The organism is Siccirubricoccus soli (assembly GCF_024178315.1).
GTDB lineage: Bacteria > Pseudomonadota > Alphaproteobacteria > Acetobacterales > Acetobacteraceae > Siccirubricoccus > Siccirubricoccus soli.
Genome location: NZ_JAMZIK010000010.1, coordinates 86129 through 109654, shown reverse-complemented (window position 1 = coordinate 109654; position 23526 = coordinate 86129). Strand labels below are relative to the sequence as shown.

Sequence of the window (23526 nt, the reverse complement as noted above, 5' to 3'; positions counted from 1 at the left end):
ACCGATGCCGGAGACCTGGAGCAGCCGCGCGGTGTTCACCGTGCCGGCGGAGACGATCACCTCCCGCCGCGCCATCACGCGGCGCGGTGGGGCGCCGGGGGCGTGGAGGTACTGGACGCCGATGGCGCGGCGGCCTTCGAAGAGGATGGCGCTGGCCCGCGCCTCCGTCCGCACCTCCAGGTTGCGGCGGGACATGGCGGGGTGCAGGAAGGCGCGGGCGGCGGAGACGCGGATGCCGTTGCGGATGGCGCGCTGGTAGTAGCCGACGCCGGCCTGGTCGCCGCTGTTGTAATCGGGATTGCGCGGAATGCCGAGGCCGACGCAGCCCTCGATGAAGGCCTCCGACAGCGGGTGGATCCAGTCATTGTCGGTGACGGCGAAGTCGCCGTCGCGGCCGCGCCGCGTATCGTCGCCGGCGCCGATGCGCCTCTCGCTGCGGCGGTAATAGGGCAGGCAATCCGCATAGCTCCACCCGCGGTTGCCGCGCTGCGCCCAATTGTCCAGGTCGGCGGGCTGGCCGCGATTGTAGATCATGCCGTTGATGGAGGAGGAACCGCCGAGGGTGCGGCCCTGGACCGTGTGGATGCGGCGCCCGGCAGTCATCTCCGTCGGCTCGGTATGAAACTGCCAGGTGATACTGCGGTCCGTGCGGGTCTTGATGAAACCGGCGGGGATGTGGATCCAGGGGCTACGGTCGGGCGGGCCGGCTTCCAGCACGCAAACCGTCGTCCTGCCATCCGCCGTGAGGCGATTGGCAAGGACGCAGCCGGCTGCACCGGCGCCGACGATCACGTAATCGAAGCTGTCGGCACCGGGAATGGGTTCGAGCATCAAGGGCATCCTGTCGTGGCCGTCGATGAGACGCGGGGGGAACAGATCCGGCAGAAAGTATTCTATCTACTGCTGCGCCAAAGGCGCGAGCGGCAGCGGCTCGTTTCCTGCGCACGTCGTTGCGAGGCGGTACGCCAGGACCGCACATGATGGAGAGGATTGTGACTTGCCTCGCCCTATGGGCGAGGCGGGCAGCTCAGGCGGCCTCCGCCGGCATCGCCTGACGGCCGCGGATGAAGTCGGCGGCCTTCTCCGCGATCATCAGCGTGGTGGCGTAGGTGTTGGCGGAGGGCATGCTGGGCATGATGGAGGCATCCACCACTCGCAGCCCCTGCAGCCCATGCACCCGCAGCCGGTCATCCACCACCGCGCTCGGGTCGCTGGCCGGGCCCATGCGGGCGGTGCCGATCAGGTGATAGGTGGTGCTGCCGTTCCTCCGCGCGAAGTCGAGCAGCTCGTCGTCGCTCTGCACCTGCGGGCCGGGCAGCGTCTCCGTCTCCAGATAGGGTGCCAGCTCCGGCGTGTTCAGCATGCGGCGCAGCAGCCGCATGCCGCCGAGATGCACCTGCCGGTCCATCGGGTCCGAGAGGTAGTTGGGGTTGATCTCCGGGTCCTCGAACACGTCGGTGCTGCGGGCGCGGACCCAGCCATGGCTTTCCGGCCGGTGCTGCCAAGCGCCGGCGGTGACGCCCGGGTAGTCGTCCAGCACGTAGACCTTGCCCTCGGCATAGGAGCCCGGGGTGAAGACGCATTGCAGGTCGGGCATGTCCAGCCCCTCGAAGCTCTTCCAGAAGACATGGACGTGGGAGGGGGAGGTGGCGAGGATGCTGGGCTTCCCGCGGCTCCAGCGCCACACCTCCTGCGCCAGGCGCACGCCGCGGGCGAGCTGGTTCAGGGTGACGACCCCCGGCTTCGCCCGCATGACGAAGCGAGAGGCGTAGTGGTCGCGGAAATTGGCGCCGACCCCGCGCAGCTCGTGCCGCACCGGCACGCCGAGGCGGCCAAGCAGATCGGCCGGGCCGATGCCGGAGACCTGGAGCAGCCGCGCGGTGTTCACCGTGCCGGCGGAGAGGATCACCTCCCGCCGCGCCAGCACCGTCTTCGGCGCGGCGCCGCGGGCATGGAGGTACTGCACGCCCACCGCCCGCTTGCCTTCCAGCAGGATGGCGCTGGCCCGCGCATCGGTGCGGACCTCGAGGTTCGGGCGGCGCATCGCCGGGTGCAGGAAGGCGCGAGCGGCGGAGACGCGCATGCCGCGCCGGATGGCCCGCTGGAAATAGCCGACGCCGGCCTGGTCGCCACTGTTGTAGTCCGGGTTGCGGGGGATGCCGAGGCCCATGCAGCCGGCGATGAAGGCCTCCGAGACCTGGTTGATCCAGTCATTGTCGGTGACCGGGATGCCATCCTCCTCCCGGCCGCGCTTCGCCTCGTCGCAGATCCCCATCCGGTTCTCGCTGCGGCGGTAATAGGGCAGGCAATCCTCATAGCCCCAGCCGCGATTGCCGCGCTGCGCCCAGTTGTCGAGGTCGGCGGGCTGGCCGCGGTTGTAGATCATGCCGTTGACGGAGGAGGAGCCGCCCAGCGTCCGGCCCTGCACGGTGCTGATCCGGCGGCCGCCGGTCATCTCCAGCGGCTCGGTCTTGAACTGCCAGGTGACGCCGGGGTCCACTAGCGTCTTGATGAAGCCGGCAGGGATGTGGATCCAGGGGTTGCGGTCGGGCGGCCCGGCTTCCAGCACGCAGACGGTGGCGGTGCCATCCTCCGTCAGCCGGTTGGCGAGGACGGAGCCGGCGGCGCCGGAGCCGACGATCACGTAGTCGAAGCTGTCGGCGCCGGGATGCTCGGTGGCCATGCGGTGTTCCTGTCGGGTGAGGGGCGGGGCGTCAGCCCTGGTCGAGCCAGGCGCGGATCTCCGCGCCATGCTCGTCGAGGTCGGGGGCGCGGCGGCGGATGCGCGCAGGCGTCTCGCTGAGCCGGACCGGCGGCGCCAGGGCACGCTGGGGGCCGAGCTTCGGGTCCTCATACTCCACCACCACGCCGCGCGCCTGCACCTGCGGATGGGCCAGCGCCTCGTCATAGCTCAGCACCTCCTCGGAGGGGATGCCGGCTGCCTCGAACTGGCCGAGCCAATGGGCGCTGTCCTGCTCCGCCAGCTTCGCCTGGATCAACGGGATCAGCTCCGCATTGTGCTGCACGCGGAGCGCATTGGTGGTGAAGCGCGGATCCTCCAGCAGGCCCGGCGCACCGATGATGCCGCAAAGGGCGCGCCAGAATTTGTCCTTGGAGGCGCCGAGGGTGATCCAGCCATCCCGCGTGCGGAAGACGCGGTAGGGGGAGGAGCCGCGATGGAGCTGCCCCAGCCGTTCCGGCCGCGTGCCCAGGGCGAAGACATGCGCCGCCTCATAGACGCCGAGGGCGAGGCCGGCTTCCAGCAGGGACTGGTCGATGCGCTGGCCGCGCCCGGTGCGGTGCCGCGCCTGCAGCGCGCCGAGCACGGCGATGGCGGTGTACATGCCCGCCGTCACATCGGTGATGGCGATGGGCAGGCGGTAGGGCTCGCCCTCCGGCGGGCCATTGCCGGCGATCAGCCCGGACATGCCCTGCGCCATCATGTCGAGGCCGCCATGCCCGGCCCAGGGGCCGGTCTGGCCGAAGCCGGAGATGGAGGCGTAGATCAGCCGCGGATTGGCGGCGTGCAGCGCCTCCCAGCCCAGGCCCAGCCGTTCCAGCGTGCCGGGGCGGAAATTCTCCACCAGCACATCGGCGCGCAGCGCGATGCGGCGCACGGTGTCGAGATCAGCGGGCTGCTTCAGGTCCAGCGCGATGCTGCGCTTGTTGCGGTTCCACACCGCGAAGGGCGCGCCGCGGCCATCCACGAAGGGGGGCATCCGCCGTGCGTCGTCGCCGCCATCCGGGCGTTCCACCTTGATGACGTCGGCGCCCATGTCGCCCAGCAGCATGGCGCAATAGGGGCCGGAGAGGAAACTCGTCAGGTCGAGGACGACCAGGCCGTCCAGCGCCATTTCCATTGCCGCATCCCCTTCCGCCATGGCCCGGGCAGTTAAGCGCCGGCAGCCGGGGCGGTCGAGAGGGCGCGGATTCGTGCAAGTGCTTGACGCGGACCCCGCCGCCAGACTTTCCTTTCGGCAACAGCGCCGCACGAGACGGCACTGGCCTGGGGGAACGGTCCGATGGTGGCGCTGCCGCGCCGCCAAACCCTGCCCCATTCCAGTCGAGCTGGCCGGCCCCGCCCGGTGCGCCCCTGCGCGCCGGCTGGCCGGCACGACCCAACGGAGGATGACAGGGATGCTCACCACTGGGACAACGCGCCGCGGCCTGCTGGCCGGCGGCGCCGGCCTCGGCCTCGCCGCCAGCCTGCCGGCGCAGCCCCGGGCGCAGGGAAGGGACCCGCTGCGCGTCGGGGTGATGACCGACCTTTCCGGCCCCTTCGCCGGCGCCGGCAGCCAGCCCCTGTTCTGGGGCATGGAAACCGCCGTCGAGCTGTTCAACGAGCGGGGCGGCGTCGATGGCCGCCTGGTGCAGCCCATCACCGCCGACAGCCAGAGCCGCACCGAGACCGCCATCAACGAGATGGAGCGGCTGCTGGGGCAGGAGCGCGTCGAGGTCGTCACCGGCATCTATTCCTCCGCCCATGCCGTCCCGCTCTCCGGCCGGTTCGAGCAGGCGAAGAAGATCATGTGGATCACCTCCGCCATCGCCACCGCGGTGCTGAAGGACAAGAATTTCCGCTACGTCTTCCGCCCCACCGTGCATTCCGACCAGTATGGCGAAGGCTCCGTCGCCATGATCCATGAGAATGCCCAGGCGAAGCTCGGCATGGCGCCGGACAAGGTGAAGCTGGCCATCATCTACGAGGACGGGCCCTACGGCACCGGCGTCGCCGCCGCCATCGAGGCGAATGCAAAGCAGCGCAACATGCCGGTGGTGCTGAAGGAGGCCTATTCCGCCTCGGCGCCCGACCTTTCGACGCTGGTGACGAAGCTGCGGCGGGAACGCGCCGACATCGTCCTGCAGGCCGGCTACAACCCGGACATCACGCTGTTCCTGCGCCAGGCGAAATCCGGCGGGCTGCGCTTCAAGATGCTGATCGGCCACGGCGCCGGCTGGTCGCAGATCGACCGGCTGACGGAGACCTTCGGCCAGGACGTGAACCACATGTGCAATGTGGATCCGGCGGCGGCGCAGATGCTGGACTGGTCCAAGCTGCAGCCCGGCGTCGGCGAGCTGGCCCAGGCCTTCGTCACCAAATATTCCGAGAAGCACCGGGTGCGCGACCTGCCGACCCATGCCTCCATGGGTTTCAACAACATGTGGATCTTCCTCAACAACGTGCTGGCGCCGGCGGTGAGGAAGACCGGAGGGATGACGGCCGATGCGCTGCGGGAGGCGGCGCTGGAGGTGGACATCCCGATGGGCGGCACGATCCAGGGCTATGGGGTGAAATTCGAGCCGCCGGGTTCCGCCATGGCAGGGCAGAATGCCCGTAGCATCGCGGTGGTGATGCAGTTCGAGAATGGCCGGTCCCGGGTGATCTGGCCCAGCAGCATCGGCCAGCCGCCGGTGCTGCCGCTGCCGCCCGGCCACGCCTATGCGGCGCGTTGAGCGGCGATGGCGCTGCTGGAAGTTGCGGGGCTGACGAAGCGATTCGGCGGCTTCACCGCGGTGGACAACGTCTCCTTCTCGGTGGCCGAGGGGGAGATATTGGGGCTGCTCGGGCCGAACGGCTCGGGCAAGTCCACCACCTTCAACTGCATCGCCGGCATGCTGCGGCCCAGCTCCGGGTCCGTGAAGCTGGCGGGGGAGGAGATTGCCGGGCTGACGGCGGATGCCACCTGCCGGCGGGGGATCGGCCGCACCTTCCAGATCCCACGTCCCTTCCGCGGGCTCTCGCTGCTGGAGAATGCGGCGCTGGCCGCGCATTACGGCGCCAGCGGCCATATCACACGGGAGGAGGCGTTGCGCCGCGCGCGGGAGGCGCTGCGCCTGGCGCAGCTTCCCGAGGATCCGGAGACGACGACCCAGGGCCTCGGCGCCGCCGGGCTGAAGAAGCTGGAGCTGGCCCGCGCGCTGGCGACGCAGCCGAAGCTGCTGCTGGCGGATGAATCCCTCGGCGGGCTGGATGCCGGGGAGATGCGCCAGGCGGCGGAGATGCTGAAGCGCATCCGCGATGAGCGGGGCATCACCATCGTCTGGGTGGAGCACATCATGGGCGTGCTGCTCTCCGTCGTGGACCGCGTGGTGGTGCTGGACCATGGCGCGGTGATCTTCCAGGGCACGCCCTATGAGGCGCAGGAGGATGCGAAGGTGGCGGAAGTCTATCTCGGCCCGCCCGAGGCGCGCGCCGCATGAGCGCGAACAGAAGGACGCGCGCCGCATGAGCGCGAACAGAAGGATGCGCGCCGCATGAGCGCCGCCATGAAGCAGAGCGCCGGCGCGACGCTGGAACTCTCCAACATCCATGCCGGCTATGGCGATTTCCAGGCGCTGTTCGGCGTCTCGCTGCGGGTGGAGCCGGGCGAGGCGGTGGGCGTGGTCGGGCCGAACGGCGCGGGCAAGACCACCCTGCTCCGCGTCATCTCCGGCCTGCTGCGGCCGCGCGCCGGGACCTTGCGGTTCGGCGGGCAGGATCTGCTGCAGGTGCCGGCGCATGCGCTGCCCGCGCTCGGCATCGCGCATGTGCCGGAGAACCGGCGGCTCTTCCCGCATCTGACGGTGGAGGAGAATCTGAAGGTCGGCGCCTTCTCCAAGGCGTCGCGCGCGCATTTCGAGCAGCGGCGGGACCATGTCTATTCCCTCTTCCCCCGCATGCAGCAACGCCGCCACCAGCTTGCCGGCACGATGAGCGGCGGCGAGCAGCAGATGTGCGCCATCGGCCGCGCCCTGATGTCCGGCCCGAAGATCCTGCTGCTGGACGAGCCCTCCGCCGGCCTGGCGCCGCTGGTGGTGCAGCAGGTCTTCGCCCTGGTGAAGCGCATCCGCGAGGAGGGCCTGACCGTCCTCATCGTGGAGCAGAACGTGGCGCAGGTGCTGCGGGTGGTGGACCGCGCCTATGTGCTGGAAACCGGCCGCGTCGCCGCGGAGGGCCGCGCCGCGGAACTGGCCGCCGACCCCGCCATCCGCCGCTCCTACCTGGGAGGACACTGAATTGGATCTCCTCGATCCCTTCTTCCTTGAGGCGCTGGTGAACGGCATCCTGCTTGGCGGCGTCTTCGCCCTGCCGGCGCTCGGCCTCAACCTCGTCTTCGGCGTCGTGGACGTGGTCTGGCTCTGCTATGCGGAGCTGGTGATGGTCGGCATGTATGCCGCCTGGTTCCTCTACACCCAGGCGGGCTGGCCGCTCTGGGCGGCTTTCGCGGTCTGCCTGCCGCTGGTCTCGCTGCTGGGGCTGCTGCTGCACCTGCTGGTGGTGAAGCCGTTGCTGAACCAGCCGCCGATCAACCAGGTGCTGGCCACCGGCGGCGTGCTCTTCGTGTTGCAGGGGGCGGCGACGCTTGCCTTCCGGACGGATTTCCGCAGCCTCGGCGTGGACATGCCGCCGATGGAGGTGGGCGATGTCTTCGTCAGCGGCACCAAGCTGGCGGCCTTCTGCGCCGCGCTGCTCGGCGCCGCGGTGCTCTGGGCCTTCCTGAAATTCACCTATGTCGGCGTCGCCATCCGCGCCATCGCGCGGGATAGGGAGGTGATGCCGCTGATGGGCGTCGATCCGCAGCGCATCTACCTCATCGCCTCGGCGGTGGGCGGCGCGCTGGCGGGGTTGGCGGCCTGCTTGCTGGTGGTGCAGCTCGACGTCCACCCCTTCGTCGGCCTCTCCTTCGGGCCGATCACCTTCATGATCTGCGTCATGGGCGGGTTGGGCAACATGCTGGGCGGCTTCCTCGCCGCCTTCCTCATGGGGCTCATCATCTCGGTCGGCGGCTTCTGGGGGAATACCGAGTATTCCTACGTCATCGCCTTCCTGTTCTTCATCCTCACCATCTTCGCCCGGCCGAGGGGGCTGTTCGCCCGATGAAGCTTCCCCTGCTGCCGATCCTCCTCCTGGTGCTGCTGGCCGGCGTGCCGCTGCTCTCGCCGCCCGACTACTTCATGCACCTTCTCATCACCGCCCTGCTGACGGCGGTGATGGGCACGGGCTGGGCGATGATGGGGCGATTCGGCCTCGTCTCCTTCGGCCATGGCGCCTTCCTCGGCGCCAGCGCCTACACCATGGCCCTGCTGTGGAACGAGCTCGGGATCACGCCCTGGCTCGGCATCCCGGTCGGCGTCCTCGTTGCCGTGCTGCTGGGGGTGCTGCTGGGCTATCCCTGCTTCCGGCTGCGCGTGGTGGGGCATTACTTCGCCCTGGTCACCCTGGCGGCGGGGGAGATCGTCCGCATCCTCGTCACCGCGCTGCGCGAGCATACCGGCGGTTCGCTCGGCATGACGCCGAACCAGGCGCCGCCGGGCGGCGGCTTCCTCGCCATGCAGTTCGACAAGGCGGGGTTCTGGTGGGTGGCGCTGGGAGCCTGGGGGCTGGCGCTGCTGGCCTGGTGGCTGCTCGACCGCTCGATGACCTCGAAGGCGCTGGCGGCGATCGCCGAGGACGAGGATGCCGCGGCCTCCGTCGGCATCCAGGTGACGCGGGAGAAGCTGAAGATCACCGTCATCTCCGTCGCCTTCGCGGCGCTGGCGGGGGCGCTGATGGCGCAGTACCGGATGTATCTGAACCCGGAATCGCTGTCGGGGCTCGGCATCTCGCTGCAGATCGTCTTCAGCGCCATTGCCGGCGGGATGTATGCGCCCTTCGGGCCGAGCATCGGGGCCGTCATCACCATCGGGCTGGAGGAGGCGCTGCGCTTCGGCTTCGGCACGGAGTTCACCGGCGGCGCCCCGCTGGTCTATGGCGTGCTGCTGGTGCTGTTCATGCTGTTCCTGCCGCGCGGCATCGCCGGCCTGCTGGAGCGGCGCCCCCAGGCCCGGAAGCCGGCAGCCCCGGCCGTCCAACTGGCGGAGTAGGCGCCTCTGACTCATGGTTTCCAAAGGCCCTTCGGCCTTTGGTGGGGTGGGTTCGGGAGGGGCAAGGCCCCTCCCGATGCCTAGGCGGTTTGCTTCCGTCGCGTCGCCAACGCCGGCAGCACCGCCGCCAGGCAGGCCAGCGCCACCCAGAGGAAGCTGTCCCGGAAGCCCAGCATGCTCGCCTGCGCCGCCACGGCGCGGGAGAGCAGCTCATAAGCCCCGGCCAGGGTTTCCGTCTCCGGCACCCCGTCCTGCCGCAGCAGCGCCTGGGCCTGGCGGAGGAATTCCAGCGTGCCGGCGCCGCTGCCATCCTGGCTGGGTGTCAGGGCCTGGGCGTGCAGCTCGGTATGCCGCTCCAGCGTGATGGCGAGCAGGTTGGTGCCGAGCGCCCCGCCGAATTGCCGGGCGAAATTGATGCCCCCCGCCCCCTGGCCGAGGAAGCGCGGGGGCAGGGCCCGCAGCGCGCCGGCATTCATGGACGGCATGGTGAAGCCGAGGCCGACCCGGCCGACCAGGACCATCAGCGCCATGGACCAGAAGGGCGTGTCCGTGTGCACCCCGCGCAGCAGCCAGGAGGAGAGGGCGAAGAGCAGCAGGCCGAAGGCCACGGGCTGCCAGGGCGGCAGCCGGTCCGCCAGCCTGCCCGCCACCGGGAAGACCACCAGCATGATGAGCCCGGCCGGCATCAGGACCAGCCCCGCCCGCGTCGCCGTGTAGCCCTGCACCGTCTGGACGAAGAGCGGCAGCAGGTAGGTGGTGCCGAAGATGCAGGCGCCATAGACGATGGCGACCGCGAAGGCCCCGGCGAAGCCGCGATGGGCGAAGATGCGCGGGTTCAGCAGCGGCACCGGCGTCCACAGCTCCCACAGCAGGAAGCCGAGGATGGCGAGGGTGGCGGCGGCCAGGGCGCCGACCACCGGCTCCGACCCCCAGCCCTCCCGCTGTCCGGTGGAGAGGCCGGTGAAGAGGGCAAGCAGCGCCAGGATCAGCAGCAGGAAGCCCGGCGCATCGAAGCGGCGGCGCGGGCCGGACTCCGCCCGGTCCGGCATGAAGACCATGGCGAGGCCGCTGCCGAGCAGGGCGGAGGGCACGGAGAGGACGAAGACGCTGCGCCAGCCGTAATGGTCCACCAGCACGCCGCCGAGCGTGGGGCCGAGGGCCGGCGCCAGCACGATGCCGACGGCGGCGAGCCCCATGGCGGAGCCGCGCTTCTCCGGCGGGAAGACCTGAAAGATGATCTGGGTGCCGAGCGGCTGCATCATCCCCGCCGAGGCGCCCTGCAGGATGCGGCCGAGGATCAGCACCGCCTCGTTCGGCGCGAAGCCGCAGAGGGCGGAGCCGGAGAGGAACAGCGCGACGGCGCCGAGATAGGTGGCGCGGTGGCCGAAGCTCTCGGTGAACCAGGCATTCAGCAGCATCGTCCCGGTGACGGCGGCGAGGAAGCCGGTGGAGAGAAGCTGCGCATGGTCCTGGCCGATGCCGAAGGCGCCCATGATGTCCGGCAGCGCGACATTGACGATGGTGGAGGCGAGAATGGTGGACAGCGTCCCGATGATGGCGGTGGCCGTCACCAGCCAGCGATAGAAGGGGCCGAAGCGTCGTCCCAGGGTTTCCAGCGTCCGCTCACTCAATCGCCGCGGCCTCGATCTGCACCATCATGCCGGGACGCAGCAGGCCGGGCGCGGGGGGCGGCTGCAGGGCCACGCGCACCGGCAGGCGCTGGGTGATCTTGGTGAAATTGCCGGAAGGGTTGGGGCTGGGCAGCAGGGCGAATTCGCTGGTGGCGGCGCCGGCCACGCGCTCCACCACGCCCTCGAAGCGCTGGCCGGGCAGGGCGTCCACCGTCACCTGCACATGGGTGCCGGGGCGGAACCAGCGGATCTCCGTCTCCTTGACATTCGCCTCCACCCGCACCCGGGCGGGGTCGTGCAGCATCAGCAGGCGCTGGCCGGCGGCGACGTATTCGCCGGGATCGACGAAGACGCGGTCGATGCTGCCGTCGAAGGGCATGACGATGCGGCGATCGGCGAGGTCGAGCGCGGCGCGGTCGCGCTGCGCCTCCAGCTCCTGCTGCTGCGGGCCGAGGGCTTCGAGCTGGCGGCGGAGCACCACCAGCTCCTCCCGCGCCGCCTCGCTGGCGGCGATCTGCGCCTCGGCGTTCAGGATCTCGGCGGTGGCGGCCAGCACCTTCTGCCGCGCCATGTCGAGGCCGCTGCGCGTCTGGTCCTGGCGCTGGCGGGTGCCGCTGCCGCTGGCGACCAGCATCTGGGCGCGCTCATGCTCCGCCTCGGCCAGCACGCGCTCGGCGATGGCGGCCGGCAGGGCGGCGCGGGCCACCTCCAGCTTGGCGCGGGTGCCGGCGGCGGCGCTCTCGGTCTGCCGGTCCACCATGGAGAGCCGCGCCTCCAGCTCCGCCCGGCGGGCGGCGAGCGTCGCCAGCCGCGCCTCGATCTCGCGCAGCGCGATCTCCGATTCGCGGCTGTCGATGCGGAGCAGCAGGCTGCCCTTGCCCGGCGTGTCGCCGGCGATGACGCGCACCTCCGCCACCCAGCCCGGGACGCGGGAGGCGATGGTGATCATGTCCGCCGCCACCCGCGCATCATCGACGACGACGAGGGTGAAGAGGCGGTGGGTGAACCAGGCGGCGCCGGCGAGAAGGGCGAGCAGCGCCGCCATCAGCGCCAGCAGGCGGAGGCGCCGCATGCGTCGCGCCGCGGCGTCGGGCGCCAGGCTTTTGACGCTGCCCGGCCCGACATCCATGTCAGCCCCCTTCGGGAGGCGGGGCGGCCAGGCCGGCGGCGACCTTGTCCAGCACGGCAAGGCAGGCGCGCAATTCCGCTTCCGGGATGCCGCCGAGGATTTCCGCCCGCACCTGGGTGGCCACCGCCTCGATGCGCTGGATCAGCGGCCGGGCCTTCTCCGTCAGGTGCAGGGTGTTGGCGCGGCGGTCCAGCACCGATTCGCGCCGCTCCACCAGCCCTTCCGCCTGCAGCCAGTCCAGCGTGCGCACCAGGGTCGGGCCCTCGATGGCAAGGCCGGCGGCCAGCGTCTTCTGGGTCAGCCCGTCGCCGAGGCGCGACAGGGTGAGCAGCGCGAGCCAGCGCGCCTCAGTCAGCCCATGCTCCGCAATGCGCGCATCCAGCCGCGCGCGCCAGCGCCTGGCGATCTGCGCGATCGCGATGCCGATTTGCCATTGCGTATGGGCGAGGCTGGAACCGTCCCGCATGGCGTGAGACTAGGATGCGGGCGAATGATGAGCAAACTAGATATTGGGGGTTCCGCGAGGAGGCGCCCCGCCGCAGGATGACGGCGATGGAGGAGCGAGGGATGCGCGGAACTGCCTCGGGCCATGTTGCAATGCAGCAGGCGCCGGAGATGGAGCCACGCCCATGAGCCTGGTGCGGTGCGAGGACGCGGCGGGGGTCGCGACGCTGTGGCTGGAACGGCCGGAGCGGGGCAATGCGCTGGGGTTGGAGCTGGTGGCGGCGCTGGACGCGGCGGTGACGGCGGCGCTGGTGGATGGCGCGCGCTGCCTGGTGCTGCGCGGGGCGGGCAGACATTTCTGCACCGGCTTCGACCTCTCGGACCTCGACCAGCTTTCGGATGGCGACCTGCTGCTGCGGGTGGTGCGGATCGAGCAGCTGCTGCAGCGCCTGCATGCCGCGCCGGTGGTGACGGTGGCGGTGGGGCAGGGGCGCAGTTTCGGCGCGGGGGCGGATCTCTTCGCCGTCTGCGATCATCGCATCGCCATGGCGGGGGCGAGCTTCGCCTTTCCCGGCCCGTCCTTCGGGCTGGTGCTGGGCACGGCGCGGCTGGCGGCACGGATCGGCGCCGGGCGGGCGCGGGAGGTGCTGCTGGGCGGCGAGAGCCTGGACGCGGAGGCGGCGCTGGCGGCCGGCCTCGCCACCGCGGTGCTGGAGGAGGCGGCGTTGCCGGCGGCGCTGGCGCGCATCGGCGCCGCGGCCTCACGGCTGGCGCCGGAGACGGTGGCCGGGCTGCATGCCCGCACGCGCGGCGCCGATGACGATGCGGATCTCGCTGCGCTGGTCCGCTCCGCGGCGCGGCCGGGGCTGAAGCAGCGGATTCTGGAGTATCGCGCCGCCGTCGCGGCGCAACGCAAGGGGTAGGGAGAGAATCATGCCGAAGGTTCAGGCGGAGAAGCTGCGCGAGATCGGCCGCGCCCTGCTGATGGCGAATGGCGTGCCGGAGGGGGAGGCGGCGACTGTCGCCCGGCATGTGGTGAATGCCAACCTCGCCGGGCATGACAGCCACGGCGTCATCATGCTGCCGAACTACATCGAGCGGGTGCGGGTCGGCCATATCGTGCCCGGCGCGCCCTTCACCGTGGTGCAGGAATCCCCGGCGACCACGGTGGTGGATGGCAATTGGGGCTTCGGCTACGTCATCAACGAGAAGGCGATGGCGCTGACCATCGAGAAGGCGGAGAAGACCAACATCGCCGCCTGCACGGTGTTCCGCCAGGGCCATGTCGGGCGGCTGGCCAGCTACCCGCTGATGGCGGCGAAGGCGGGGATGATCGGCATGGCCTGGGCCGATAGCGGCCGTTCCCCCAAGGGCGTCGCGCCCTTCGGCGGGCGGGAGGCGCGGCTGGGCACCAACCCCTGGGCGATGGCGGTGCCTTCCGACCTCGACGGCCCGTTCTGCATGGATTTCGCCACCTCCGCCGTCGCCATGGGGAAGATCAAGCTGGCCGAGGCGCGCGGGCAGGAGATTCCGCGCGGCTGGGTGGTGGACAGCGAGGGCGACCTGACCACCGACCCGAAGAAGATCAAGGGCGGCGCGCTGCTGCCGCTGGGCGGCCCGGGGGAGGGGTACAAGGGCACCGCCCTGGCGGCCTTCGGCGAGATCTTCTGCGGGCTGCTGACCGGGCTCGGCTTCGGCGTGGAGCCGACGGGGCGGCATAATGACGGCTGCTTCCTGATTGCCATCAAGGTGGAGGCCTTCCGGCCGCTGCTGACCTTCCGCAAGGAGGTGGCGGAGTTCGCGCACTACCTGAAGGAGACGCCGCCGGCCAAGGGCAGCAAGGGCGTGCTCTATCCGGGCGAGGTGGAGTATCGCGCCGAGCAGCAGCGCGCGGCGGAGGGTGTCGAGATCGAGGACGCCACCTGGAAGAAACTGGGCGAGCTGGCGCAGGAGGGTGGGATCGCGGCGAAGCTTGGCTTCGCCTGATTCCCCACGAAGCCGCTGCGCGTCTTCGCGGGGGCCCCGGGGGCGCTGGAGTCCCGACCTCTCGCACAGCCTTCCGCGGCAAAGCCGCGGAAGGGCAACGGGCGGCGCAGGTTCTGCCGGGGCCTTGGGTCCCCGTTATCCACGCGAAGGCGAAGGCCCTGACAGGGCCTTCGACAGCGTCGAAGGCCACCATTGCCTGGGGCCACGGTGCCGCAAGCGAGAGGTCGCTCGACGGTGTCGAGCGCGCGTTGGCGCGTCCGGACGGAACGTCCAGTGATTACCGCCTGTCGTGCACCAGCCGGTGGATGAAGCCCAGCTTCTCGATCGCCGGCGGCGACAGCACGAAGGGGTAGAGATCCGGCGAGCCCATGCAGCGGTTCAGGCTGTTCACCGCATAGGTCAGCGGCAGCCAGGCCTCGATCATCGCTGCGATGTCGGCCACCTTGTAGGGGTTGAAGTCGATCTGCGTGTCCAGCTCGTCGCCCCGCGCCACGCGCGGCTGCACGCTGAGGCGGAAGGCGCTTGCCATCTCCAGCGTGTCCACGATGTGCAGGTAATGCGCCCAGGTCTCGGCGAAATCCTCCCAGGGATGGGCGGTGGCATAGGCGCTGACATAGGCGTTCTGCCAATCCGGCGGCGCGCCATTGGCATAGTGGGCCTGCAGCGCCGCGGCGTAGTCCTGGCTGTCATCGCCGAACAGGGCGCGGCATTCCTCCAGCTTGCCGCCATCGCGCACCAGCAGGTCCCAGTAATGGTGCCCAGACTCATGGCGGAAATGGCCGAGCAGGCTGCGGTAGGGCTCGCCCATGGCGGTGCGGCGGCGCTCCCGCTCGGCATCGTCGGCCTCGGCGAGGGCGATGGTGATCAGCCCCTCCTCATGTCCGGTCACCACCTTGGGCGCGCTGCCCTCCGGCGGGTCCGCCAGCACATCGAAGGCGAGACCGTGCGAGGGGTCCTCGATGCGGTTGGCCAGGGGAAGCCCGAGGCGCTGGAAGCTGTAGATCAGCCGATGCGCGGCGTCCTGGATGCGGCGCCAGGGCGGCAGGTTCTCCGGCACCGTCAGGTCGGGGATCACCCGGTTGTGGCGGCAGGCGGCGCAGAGCGTCTCCGCCGCATCCTCCGGCAGCAGCCAGTTGCAGGCGCCATACTGCGCATTGCTGCAGAACATCCGGGGCCGGCCCGGCCTGGCCAGGGGCGTCCAGGCCTCGCCCGCCGGTTCCAGCGCGGAAAGCGTCGCCGCCTCCGGCAGGAAGCCCAGGCAATGGCCGCAGCGCTCGCAGCGCGTATTCTCGAAATACAGCACTTGGCTGCAATGCTGGCAGCGGAACAATCTCATGGCCGGGCCCTTTCGCGCCTTGGCAGGACGCAGGCCCGGCTGGGGAGTTCCGTTGCGGCTACTTCGCCGCAGCGGGCAGTTCCGCCGGCTCCAGATCCACGCCGATGGCGAGGCTGTGCGCCCCGCCGCCCAGCACCACGCCGCGCAAGGGGCTGACATCGCCGAAATCCCGGCCCCAGCCCAGCACCACATGCTCCTCCTGCACCACCAGGTCGTTGGTGGGGTCGAGGTCCACCCAGCCATGCGCCGGCCCCAGCCAGCACCCGACCCAGGCATGGCTCTGGTCGGCGCCGAGGCGGCGGGGCTGCCCCGGCGGCGGGCGGGTGCGGAGATAGCCGGAGACGTAGCGCGCCGGCAGGCCGAGGCCGCGCAGGGCGCAGATCATCAGATGGGTGAAGTCCTGGCAGACGCCCTCCCGCCGCGCCAGCACCTCGGCCACCGGGGTGTCGAGGCTGGTGACGCCGGGGCGGAAGGTGAACTCCTGGCGGAAGCGGGCATTCAGCGCCAGCAGCCCTTCCAGCACCGGCCGCCCGGCGGGAAAGCAGGGGGCGGCCCAAGCGGCGGCCTCCGGCAGGTTGGGCAGCATCGGGCTCTCGAAGAGGAATTCCGCCGCCTCCCAGGCGCCGGGGCCACGCCCCTGGCGGGCGGCTTCCGCCACCAGCGCCCAGTCCGGCGTCGCGGCGGCGGACGGCGGCTCGGGGAAGCGCACCTCCACCACCGCCTCCGCCGTCACCTCGAAGGCGGCGTGGGGCTCGTCGAGGAACAGCCAGGTGCAGGGATTGCCGAAATGGTCCACCCCGTCTCGCCGGCGGCAGGCATGGGGCGCGGCGGTGATGCGCGCCTCCTCCACGCGCTGGAAGGGCAGCGCCCGCGGCGTCAGGTGCAGCAGATGCGCCGCCAGATCCACCGTGTGGCGGTAAGCATAGGCGGTGCTGTGGCGGACCCGGTACCTCACGCCGCGCCGCGCAGCCTTCCGGGCGCGCTGCCATGGCCGAGGGATTGCGGCGCCGGCAGCAGGGCGAAATAGCGGCGGCTGACGCGGTCGGACAGCGCCGCGACCGCGCCTTCCATCGCCTTCAGCCGCGGCAGCAGCCGGATCGCGGCCTCCGCCTGGGCGGGCGCGGCTGCCACCTCCCGCACCATGTCGCGCGTCTCCTCCAGCAATTGCTCGGCCAGGGTCACCAGGGAGGAGTCGGCCTCCCCCGCCAGATCCGCCAATGTGTCCCGCGCGGCGCGCAACTGGAAGGCCAGGCCGCGCGGATTGCCCTCATCGGCCAGCACGAGGTCGAGCACCGGGGCCGGCTGCAGCACCGTCAGATAGCGGCTGCGATAGGTGATGACGGAATCGCGCAGCTCCAGCGCCAGGCGCAGCCCGGGTTCCAGCCGCGCCGGCTGGGTGATAACGCCGGGCTGGTCCAGCGCGCGGGCCAGCTCCGCCACCACATTCTGCGCCCGCTCCACCCGCCGGCCGAGATCGAGGAAGAGCCGCCCGCCGCCGCGCACCATGTTCTCCGCGGCGAGGCCCGCAACCGCCGCGGCGAAGCCCAGCACCAGGGTGCAGGCCTGGTCGAGCTGCTCCAGCTCCCGCGCCGGCTCCCGGGCCGGGTCGGCGTTGCGCAGCGCGTCCCAGAGCTGCCGCAGCCCGCGATGCAGGGCGAGGTGCATCTCCCCGGTCAGCCGGTCCCGCAGTACCTCCGTGAGGCGGGCGACCTGGCCGAGCAGCCCGGCCACCGGCCCCGCCTCCCGCATCGCCCGCAGCAGGGCGCGGCTGAGCGGGGCGGTGCCGATGCCGGCGATGGCGGCCTGGGCGGTCTCGGCATCCAGCAGCTCGGCGCGCGCGAGGCAGGCGCAGAGGCTGCGCAGCTCCACCGCCTCCCGCGGCGTCGGGGCGGGGCGGGCGAGGCGGGCGGCGCCGGCGCGCAGCAGGCGGGCGGCGCTTTCCAGCCTTTCCAGATAGCGGCCGAGCCAGAAGAAATTGTCGGCGACGCGGCTCGGCAGGTCGCCGCTGCCGCGGCGGATCGGCAGGGCGGCGAGGGAGAGGGAGCGCGGACCGTGGATCTCCTGGCTGTCCGCCGCCGGCACCCAGACATCCTTGGCCAGTACCGCCCGGGGGCGGAGGCCGGAGGCGGGGTCGGGCTCCGCCAGGGTGCGGGCGAGGCCGCCCGGCAGGGCGTGCCAGCGCTGGCCGTCGAAGACGAGGAAGAGGCGCAGCACCACCGGCCGCGGCACCAGCCCCTCCGGCGAGAGGCAGGGGGTGGCGGAGCCGGAGAGGGCTTCCGCCACGGCATACTCCTCCGGCGTCGCCAGGATGCGCCGGGCCAGGGCTTGGCGATCGGCGGGGGCGAGGGCGGCGGCGCGGATGGAGCGCACCGTGCCATCCACCGCATGGCGCACCAGCCAGCGATCGAGCTCCTGGCCCACCCGGTCTCGTGCCGGCGGGTCGCCGAGCCACAGGGTATGGGCGTCGGGGAGGCGCAGCTCCTCCCCCAGCAGGCGGCAGGCGAGGGCGGGGAGGAAGGCGGCCAGGGCCGGCGCCTCGGCGAAGCCGGTGCCGGGGTCGTTGGCGATGCGGAGGGTGCCGCTGCGCACCGCGTCCAGCAGGCCGGCGACGCCTTGCAGCGTGTTCTGCTCCGCCTCCAGCGGGTCGATGGTGCGGCCATCCTGGCGGCGCAGCAGCACATCCACCCGCTGCAGGCCGCGCAGGGTCTTCAGATAGAGCGCGCCCTCGCGCACCGTCAGATCGCCGCCCTCGACCAGGGCGCAGGAGAGCTCGCGGGCCAGCACCACATGCTCGAACCAGAGCGGGCTGGCATGGCCGGGGGTGAGCAGGGCGACGCCGGGATTCGCCACCGGGGCCAGGCGTTGCAGGGCGTCCTGCCAGATGTCGAAGAAGGGCAGCAGGCGGCGCAGCTCCATCGCCCGGGCGAATTCCGGGATGTGGCGCGCCATGGCGCGGCGGTTCTCCAGCGCATGGGCGATGCCGGGGGGCGCGGCGGTGCGGTCCGCCACCACGCGCCAGCGCCCATCCGGGCCGCGCAGCAGATCCGCGGCGTAGCTTTGCAGCAGCGGGCCGGCATGGCCGCCGGGCTGGCGGCAGGCGCGGAGGAAGGCGGGGTTGGCGAAGACCAGCGCCGGGGGCAGGGCGCCATCGGCCAGCAATTGCTGCGGGCCGTAGATGTCGCGCAGCACGAGCTCGAGCAGGCTGGCGCGCTGGGCCAGGCCCTCGGCCAGGGCATCGAATTCGGCGGGGTCGAGGATCAGCGGAACCGGGTCGCAGCGCCAGGCGGCGAGGGCGGCGACCGGGCCGGGAAGGAGGCTGGTCATGCCCTCCTCGGCGAAGGCGCGGTCGAGTTGCTGGGCACGCTCGGCCAGCACCTCGCGGCCAAGCTGGCCAAGGGCGGCGAGCAGGGGGCGCCAATGCGGGCGGAAGCCGCCCTGGCCGTCCACCATTTCGTCGAGGGGGGTCATGGGTGGGGGCTGCCGAGAGGGAGCGCTGCCCCCTCTCGGGCTCTCCCCCGCCAAGGGCCGAAAGGCCCTTGGAACCCTTGAGTCGGCAGGTTGAACCGCCGTGCGCGAACTCCCGGCTTCCAGAGGCCCTTCGGCCTTGGGTGGGATCGGACGCACTGCGTCCGATGTGCAGAGAGGGGCAAAGCCCCTCTCAAGGCGCCCGCCGCAGGTCGAGCGTCCGCGGCTGCTCCCGCGCCGGCAGCGGCTTGGGCGGCGCCATCGGCCCCGGCGTGTGGCCGAAGGGCTGGAACCGCGTTCGCCGCCGCGCCTCGGCCTCGTTCGCGTTCACCGGCAGCGTCTCGTAATTCCGCCCGCCTGGATGCGAGACATGGTGGGTCAACCCGCCGAGGCTGCGGCCAGTCCAGCGATCGTACACGTCCAGGATGACGGGCGATTGCGCCCGGATGGTGGGGTGCAGGGCGGAGGGCGGGTCCCAGGCCTTGAAGCGGATGCCGGCGACGTACTCCCCTTGGGTCTCCGTCGCGGTCAGCGGCACCTCATAGCCATTGCAGGCCAGCACGTAGCGTTCCTCCACCCAGCCGGAGACCCGGGCCTGCAGCCGCTCCGTGCTGCTGTCCACATAGCGCGCCGTGCCGCCGGCCGCGGGCTCCTCGCCCAGCACATGCCAGGGTTCCAGCGCATGGCGCAACTCCAGCCCGATGCCGCGCAGCGTCACCTCCCCGATCCGGGGGAAGCGGAATTCCTGGTGTGGCGCGAACCAGGACTCCTCGAGCGGGAAGCCGAGATCGGCCAGCTCCCGCAGCGCATCGGCGAAATCCTGCTGCACGTAATGCGGCAGCATGAACTCGTCATGCAGCCTCGTGCCCCAGCGGATCAGGCGGCGATCATAAGGTGTCTGCCAGAAGGCGGCGATGGCGCTGCGCATCAGCAGCATCTGCGCCGCCGACATGCGGGCATGCGGCGGCATTTCCAGCGCGCGGTATTCCACCAAACCGAGCCGGCCGGAGCTGCTCTCCGGCGCGTACATCTTGTCGATGCAGAACTCGGTCCGGTGGGTGTTGCCGGTCATGTCGCAGAGGATGTTGCGGAAGAGCCGGTCGGTCAGCCAGGGCGGGGTTTCCTGTTTCGGCGTGATGCGGCCGAACGCGACCTCCAGCTCGGCAAGGCTGTCCTGCCGCGCCTCGTCCACCCGCGGATGCTGGCTGGTCGGGCCGATGAAGAGGCCGCTGAACAGGTAGGAGAGGCTCGGATGGTTGTGCCAGAAGCCGAGCAGCGATTTCAGCAGGTCCGGGCGACGGAGGAAGGGGCTGTCCGCCGGGGTGGCGCCGCCCATCACCACATGGTTGCCGCCGCCGGTGCCGACATGGCGGCCATCGAGCATGAATTTCTCGGCCGAGAGCCCGGTCTGCCGCGCTTCCTCATAGAGCTGCTCGGTGCGCTCGACATGCTCGGCCCAGGCGGCGCTGGGGTGGATGTTCACCTCGATCACGCCCGGATCGGGGGTGACGGAGAAGCTCAGCAGCCGCTCGTCGCGCGGCGGCAGGTAGCCTTCCAGCACCACCTGCCGGCCGGTTTCCTGCGCCGTGCCCTCGATGGCGGCGGCGAGGTCCAACCAGTCCTCCGCCTGGGTGAGCGGCGGGAAGAAGACATGGAGGAGGCCGCCCCGCGCTTCCACGGCAAGGGCGGTGCGGACCACGCCCGGGTCGCTCCGCCCGACCACGGGCAGGTCCTGCGGCATGGGGCGGAAATCCTCGGCGCCCAGGGCGGGGCCGTGGCCCTCCGGCAGGCGCGAGCGTTCGAAGGCCTGCCGCGAGGGCAGCGCGTCCCGCGGCGCGAAGGGGTCGGGCTCCGGCTCGAATTGCCGGGCGGCATCCTCCTCCGACAGCCAGGGCAGGCTGTCCAGCGGCAGGCGGAAGCCGATGGGGCTGTCGCCGGGGAGGAGGAAGAGCCGGCCGTCGCGGAAAAACCAGGGGCCGGATTGCCAGCGCCGCGAGCCGTCCTGCATCACCCGCCGCAGCGGCAGCACGCTGCCGACCGGGCTGGCCAGGCCCTGGCCGAAGACCCGGGCGAGGCGGGCGCGCTCCAGCGGGTCGCGCAGCTTCGCGTCTTCCGTCAGGACATTGGCGGGCAGGCGCTTCTCCCGCCACAGATAGTAGTGGATGTCCTCATGCGCCGGCTGGACCAGGGAGGGATCCACCTGCAGCCGCTCGGCCAGCAGGGCGGCGAAGCGGGCGGCGTCCTCGGCCGTCGCGTCATCCGTATCGTCATCCGAGGCCAGCAGGTCGGGGTCGCGCCAGATCGCCTCGCCATCCTTCCGCCAATGGGAATAGAGCGCCCAGCGGGGAAGCTGCTCGCCCGGATAGTGCTTGCCCATGGCGTATTGCAGCGCGGCGCCGGGGGACCAGAGCTTCGCCAGCCGGCGCAGCAGGCGGCCGGCATATTTTCGTTTGGTGGGGCCGAGGGCGGCGGTGTTCCACTCCGCCGCGTCCATATCGTCCGTGGCGATGAAGGTCGGCTCCCCGCCCATGGTCAGGCGGACATCGCCGGCGGCAAGCGCGCGGTCCACCGCTTGGCCGCGGGCGAGGATGTCCTGCCACTGCGCCTCGGTGTAGGGCCTGGTCACGCGCGGCGTCTCCCGCACGCGGCTGATTTCCATGTGGAATTCGAAGCTCGTCTCCGCCTTCTCGATGAGGCCGGTGATGGGGGCGGCGGAGACCGGATCCGGCGTCGCGGCGAGCGGGATATGGCCCTCGCCCGCCATCAGGCCGGAGGTGGCATCCAGGCCGATCCAGCCGGCGCCGGGGAGATAGACCTCGGCCCAGGCGTGGAGATCGGTGAAATCGGTGGCCGGGCCCTCAGGGCCCGCCAGCGGCTTCACATCGGCGACGAGCTGGATGAGATAGCCGGAGACGAAGCGCGCGGCATAGCCGAGATGGCGGAGAAGCTGGACCAGCAGCCAAGCGCTGTCGCGGCAGCTTCCCTTGCCGTTGGCCAGCGTCTCCTCCGGCGTCCAGACGCCGGGCTCCATCCGCACCACATAGGCGATGCGTTCCTGGACGGCGCGGTTGAGGCCGACGAGCATGTCCACCGTGGGCTGCCGGCCCTTTTCATGGTTCCCTTGGGCCTCGGCGATCAGCGCGGCGAGCAGCGGCCCCGGCGTCTCCAGCTTGCGGAAGGGGGCGAGCTCCTGCTCCAGCACCGGGTCATAGGCGAAGGGCCAGGTCTCGGCCTCCGGCTCCAGGAAGAAGTCGAAGGGGTTGATGGTCGCCATGTCGGCGACGAGGTCCACCGTGACGTCGAAATGCGTCACCCGCTCGGGGAAGACCACGCGGGCCAGGTGGTTGCCCTGCGGGTCCTGCATCCAGTTCAGGAAATGCGGCCGGGGCTCGATCTTCAGCGCGTAGCTGATGATGGGCGTGCGGGCATGCGGCGCCGGGCGCAGCCGGATGGTCTGCGGGCCGAGCGAGACGGCGCGGTCGTAGCGGTAGGAGGTGCGGTGGGTCAGGGCGATGTGGAGCGGCATCGGGCGGGGTCTTCCGGGGCTCGCAGCCCTGCGCCGGCGGGCAGGGGCCGGGGGTGGAGCTGCGCCGGGCGCATCATGGCCGGGGCAGCCTGGTTCGGCTTGGTGGGATGGTGCCGGTCCTGCCGGGGCGGGGCGTGGGGCGGCGGCGCATGGAGCAGGAAAGCGGCGGGGACAGCACCGATCTTATCGGGGCCGAGCCATGCGCGCGGCGGGAGGGAGGACACCGGACTGCCCGGCCGGGGAGCCGGCCTGCCCAGCGGGCGGGCAAAGCGGGCGCGCCCGGCTGGAAGGGGATAGGGTCGGCCAGGGCGCCGGGCCATGGGACGGGGCCGAGGGGCAGGTCAGGGCGGCGGCGCAGGGTCGGGGTCCCTCCCTTGATGGCGCAAGGGGATGCAATGCGGGTGCCAGCTTGCCGGACCTTGCCCGTGGTTCATACTCCGCTGGCCTGCTCGTCCTCAGGGGGTTCCCATGCGCCTGATCGACCTGTCCCGCACCATCACCCACAAGATGCCGCGGTTGCCGAACCACCCGATGATCAGCCTCTCCGAATTCACCACCCATGCGGAGAAGCGGGAGGTGGAGGGCTATGTGTTTTCCTCCGCCGTCATGCTGCTGAACATGGGTGACCATTCCGGTACCCATGTCGATGCGCCGCGGCATTTCGATGAGCGGCCGGGGGCGAAGGGCATCGATGAGATGCCGCTGGAGAATTTCTTCACCGAGGCGGTGTGCCTCGACCTTTCCCATAAGCCGCTGAAGAGCGATATCTCGGTCGGCGATCTGGAGGCGGCGGTCGAGGCCGCTGGCGTGAAGATCAAGCCACGCGACACGGTGCTGCTGCACATGGACCATTACCGCCGCACCTGGGGGACGGAGGGCTATCTCACCGACTTCCCCGGCCTGACGAAGGAAAGCGCGACCTGGCTGGGTCGGCACGGCATCACCGCCTTCGGGGTGGAGGCGGTCTCCCCCGGCCGGCCAGGCCGGAGCAATTTCGAGGTGCACCATGTTTGCCGCGACATGGGCTTCACTCATATCGAGGGGCTGGTGAATCTGGACCAGCTGGTGGGCAAGGGGCGGTTCCGCTTCATCGGCTTTCCGCTGAAGATCGCGGGCGGCACGGGCAGCCCCATCCGGGCGGTGGCGCTGCTGGAGGATTAGGCGG

Annotated in this window: 18 protein-coding genes; 8 read left to right on the top strand and 10 right to left on the bottom strand. The window is 71.2% G+C overall.

Annotated elements, in window-relative coordinates; genetic code table 11:
* The 3 genes from NJ376_RS02420 to NJ376_RS02410 form a co-directional block, all read right to left on the bottom strand.
* Positions 1 to 831 (bottom strand): GMC family oxidoreductase (locus NJ376_RS02420; protein WP_252951640.1); only part of this gene is annotated, 831 nt, incomplete at its 3' end.
* Between the two features lie 196 nt (positions 832 to 1027).
* Positions 1028 to 2683, bottom strand: a complete 1656-nt coding sequence (locus tag NJ376_RS02415) for a GMC family oxidoreductase (protein ID WP_252951639.1) — start codon at positions 2681 to 2683, stop codon at positions 1028 to 1030.
* A 31-nt stretch (positions 2684 to 2714) separates the two neighbouring features.
* Positions 2715 to 3860 (bottom strand): CaiB/BaiF CoA transferase family protein, encoded by a 1146-nt coding sequence (locus NJ376_RS02410; protein WP_252951638.1) that lies wholly within the window; start codon positions 3858 to 3860, stop codon positions 2715 to 2717.
* Positions 3861 to 4137: 277 nt separating this feature from the next.
* Here NJ376_RS02410 and NJ376_RS02405 point away from each other — a divergent pair, with 277 nt between their 5' ends.
* The 5 genes from NJ376_RS02405 to NJ376_RS02385 are packed head-to-tail and all read left to right on the top strand — an operon-like array spanning position 4138 to position 8844.
* Positions 4138 to 5454 (top strand): ABC transporter substrate-binding protein, encoded by a 1317-nt coding sequence (locus NJ376_RS02405; protein WP_252951637.1) that lies wholly within the window; start codon positions 4138 to 4140, stop codon positions 5452 to 5454.
* Positions 5455 to 5460: 6 nt separating this feature from the next.
* The gene (locus tag NJ376_RS02400) at positions 5461 to 6201 is read left to right on the top strand and encodes an ABC transporter ATP-binding protein (protein ID WP_252951636.1); all 741 of its coding nucleotides are present in this window, start codon (positions 5461 to 5463) and stop codon (positions 6199 to 6201) included.
* Positions 6202 to 6255: 54 nt separating this feature from the next.
* A complete protein-coding gene (locus NJ376_RS02395; protein WP_252951635.1) occupies positions 6256 to 6996 on the top strand; it encodes an ABC transporter ATP-binding protein in 741 nt (246 codons plus the stop codon).
* A gap of 1 nt (position 6997) precedes the next feature.
* Positions 6998 to 7861 carry a branched-chain amino acid ABC transporter permease gene (locus NJ376_RS02390; protein WP_252951634.1) on the top strand — a complete coding sequence of 288 codons (864 nt, stop codon included), beginning with the start codon at positions 6998 to 7000 and terminating at the stop codon, positions 7859 to 7861.
* Positions 7858 to 8844 (top strand): branched-chain amino acid ABC transporter permease, encoded by a 987-nt coding sequence (locus NJ376_RS02385; protein WP_252951633.1) that lies wholly within the window; start codon positions 7858 to 7860, stop codon positions 8842 to 8844. The genes NJ376_RS02390 and NJ376_RS02385 overlap by 4 nt, the downstream gene beginning before the upstream one ends.
* Positions 8845 to 8924: 80 nt before the next feature.
* Here the strand turns inward: NJ376_RS02385 and NJ376_RS02380 are convergent, their stop codons facing one another.
* From NJ376_RS02380 to NJ376_RS02370, 3 genes are read right to left on the bottom strand one after another with little or no spacing between them, the layout of a single operon-like run.
* Entirely contained in the window at positions 8925 to 10475 is a 1551-nt protein-coding gene (locus NJ376_RS02380) for an MDR family MFS transporter (protein WP_252951632.1), read from the bottom strand.
* A complete protein-coding gene (locus tag NJ376_RS02375; RefSeq protein WP_252951631.1) occupies positions 10468 to 11604 on the bottom strand; it encodes an HlyD family secretion protein in 1137 nt (378 codons plus the stop codon). The genes NJ376_RS02380 and NJ376_RS02375 overlap by 8 nt, the downstream gene beginning before the upstream one ends.
* Position 11605: 1 nt before the next feature.
* Positions 11606 to 12070, bottom strand: a complete 465-nt coding sequence (locus NJ376_RS02370) for a MarR family transcriptional regulator (protein WP_252951630.1) — start codon at positions 12068 to 12070, stop codon at positions 11606 to 11608.
* Positions 12071 to 12233: 163 nt separating this feature from the next.
* Here NJ376_RS02370 and NJ376_RS02365 point away from each other — a divergent pair, with 163 nt between their 5' ends.
* Together NJ376_RS02365 and NJ376_RS02360 are read left to right on the top strand one after the other, a co-directional pair.
* A complete protein-coding gene (locus tag NJ376_RS02365; protein WP_252951629.1) occupies positions 12234 to 12971 on the top strand; it encodes an enoyl-CoA hydratase/isomerase family protein in 738 nt (245 codons plus the stop codon).
* Between the two features lie 10 nt (positions 12972 to 12981).
* A complete protein-coding gene (locus NJ376_RS02360) occupies positions 12982 to 14034 on the top strand; it encodes an Ldh family oxidoreductase (RefSeq protein WP_252951628.1) in 1053 nt (350 codons plus the stop codon).
* 277 nt (positions 14035 to 14311) lie between these two features.
* Here NJ376_RS02360 and NJ376_RS02355 read toward each other — a convergent pair whose 3' ends face one another.
* The 4 genes from NJ376_RS02355 to NJ376_RS02340 all read right to left on the bottom strand — a co-directional run bounded on the left by NJ376_RS02355 (position 14312) and on the right by NJ376_RS02340 (position 22361).
* On the bottom strand, positions 14312 to 15370 hold the full coding sequence (locus tag NJ376_RS02355) for a zinc-binding metallopeptidase family protein (protein WP_252951627.1): 1059 nt from the start codon (positions 15368 to 15370) through the stop codon (positions 14312 to 14314).
* A 58-nt stretch (positions 15371 to 15428) separates the two neighbouring features.
* Positions 15429 to 16325: a transglutaminase family protein gene (locus NJ376_RS02350; protein WP_252951626.1), complete on the bottom strand. Its 897-nt coding sequence runs from the start codon at positions 16323 to 16325 to the stop codon at positions 15429 to 15431.
* Positions 16322 to 18838: a circularly permuted type 2 ATP-grasp protein gene (locus tag NJ376_RS02345; protein ID WP_252951625.1), complete on the bottom strand. Its 2517-nt coding sequence runs from the start codon at positions 18836 to 18838 to the stop codon at positions 16322 to 16324. Before NJ376_RS02345 ends, NJ376_RS02350 begins: the two co-directional genes overlap by 4 nt.
* Before the next feature lie 190 nt (positions 18839 to 19028).
* On the bottom strand, positions 19029 to 22361 hold the full coding sequence (locus tag NJ376_RS02340) for a transglutaminase family protein (protein ID WP_252951624.1): 3333 nt from the start codon (positions 22359 to 22361) through the stop codon (positions 19029 to 19031).
* Between the two features lie 468 nt (positions 22362 to 22829).
* Here NJ376_RS02340 and NJ376_RS02335 point away from each other — a divergent pair, with 468 nt between their 5' ends.
* Complete coding sequence (locus NJ376_RS02335; RefSeq protein ID WP_252951623.1) at positions 22830 to 23522, top strand: cyclase family protein; 693 nt, start codon at positions 22830 to 22832, stop codon at positions 23520 to 23522.
* Positions 23523 to 23526 lie beyond the last annotated feature (4 nt).

Coding starts and splice junctions, on each gene's coding strand:
- NJ376_RS02415 (WP_252951639.1), bottom strand. CDS start 2,683: ATGGCCACCGAGCATCCCGGCGCCGACAGCTTCGACTACGTGATCGTC.
- NJ376_RS02410 (WP_252951638.1), bottom strand. CDS start 3,860: ATGGAAATGGCGCTGGACGGCCTGGTCGTCCTCGACCTGACGAGTTTC.
- NJ376_RS02405 (WP_252951637.1), top strand. CDS start 4,138: ATGCTCACCACTGGGACAACGCGCCGCGGCCTGCTGGCCGGCGGCGCC.
- NJ376_RS02400 (WP_252951636.1), top strand. CDS start 5,461: ATGGCGCTGCTGGAAGTTGCGGGGCTGACGAAGCGATTCGGCGGCTTC.
- NJ376_RS02395 (WP_252951635.1), top strand. CDS start 6,256: ATGAGCGCCGCCATGAAGCAGAGCGCCGGCGCGACGCTGGAACTCTCC.
- NJ376_RS02385 (WP_252951633.1), top strand. CDS start 7,858: ATGAAGCTTCCCCTGCTGCCGATCCTCCTCCTGGTGCTGCTGGCCGGC.
- NJ376_RS02375 (WP_252951631.1), bottom strand. CDS start 11,604: ATGGATGTCGGGCCGGGCAGCGTCAAAAGCCTGGCGCCCGACGCCGCG.
- NJ376_RS02370 (WP_252951630.1), bottom strand. CDS start 12,070: ATGCGGGACGGTTCCAGCCTCGCCCATACGCAATGGCAAATCGGCATC.
- NJ376_RS02365 (WP_252951629.1), top strand. CDS start 12,234: ATGAGCCTGGTGCGGTGCGAGGACGCGGCGGGGGTCGCGACGCTGTGG.
- NJ376_RS02360 (WP_252951628.1), top strand. CDS start 12,982: ATGCCGAAGGTTCAGGCGGAGAAGCTGCGCGAGATCGGCCGCGCCCTG.
- NJ376_RS02355 (WP_252951627.1), bottom strand. CDS start 15,370: ATGAGATTGTTCCGCTGCCAGCATTGCAGCCAAGTGCTGTATTTCGAG.
- NJ376_RS02345 (WP_252951625.1), bottom strand. CDS start 18,838: ATGACCCCCCTCGACGAAATGGTGGACGGCCAGGGCGGCTTCCGCCCG.
- NJ376_RS02340 (WP_252951624.1), bottom strand. CDS start 22,361: ATGCCGCTCCACATCGCCCTGACCCACCGCACCTCCTACCGCTACGAC.
- NJ376_RS02335 (WP_252951623.1), top strand. CDS start 22,830: ATGCGCCTGATCGACCTGTCCCGCACCATCACCCACAAGATGCCGCGG.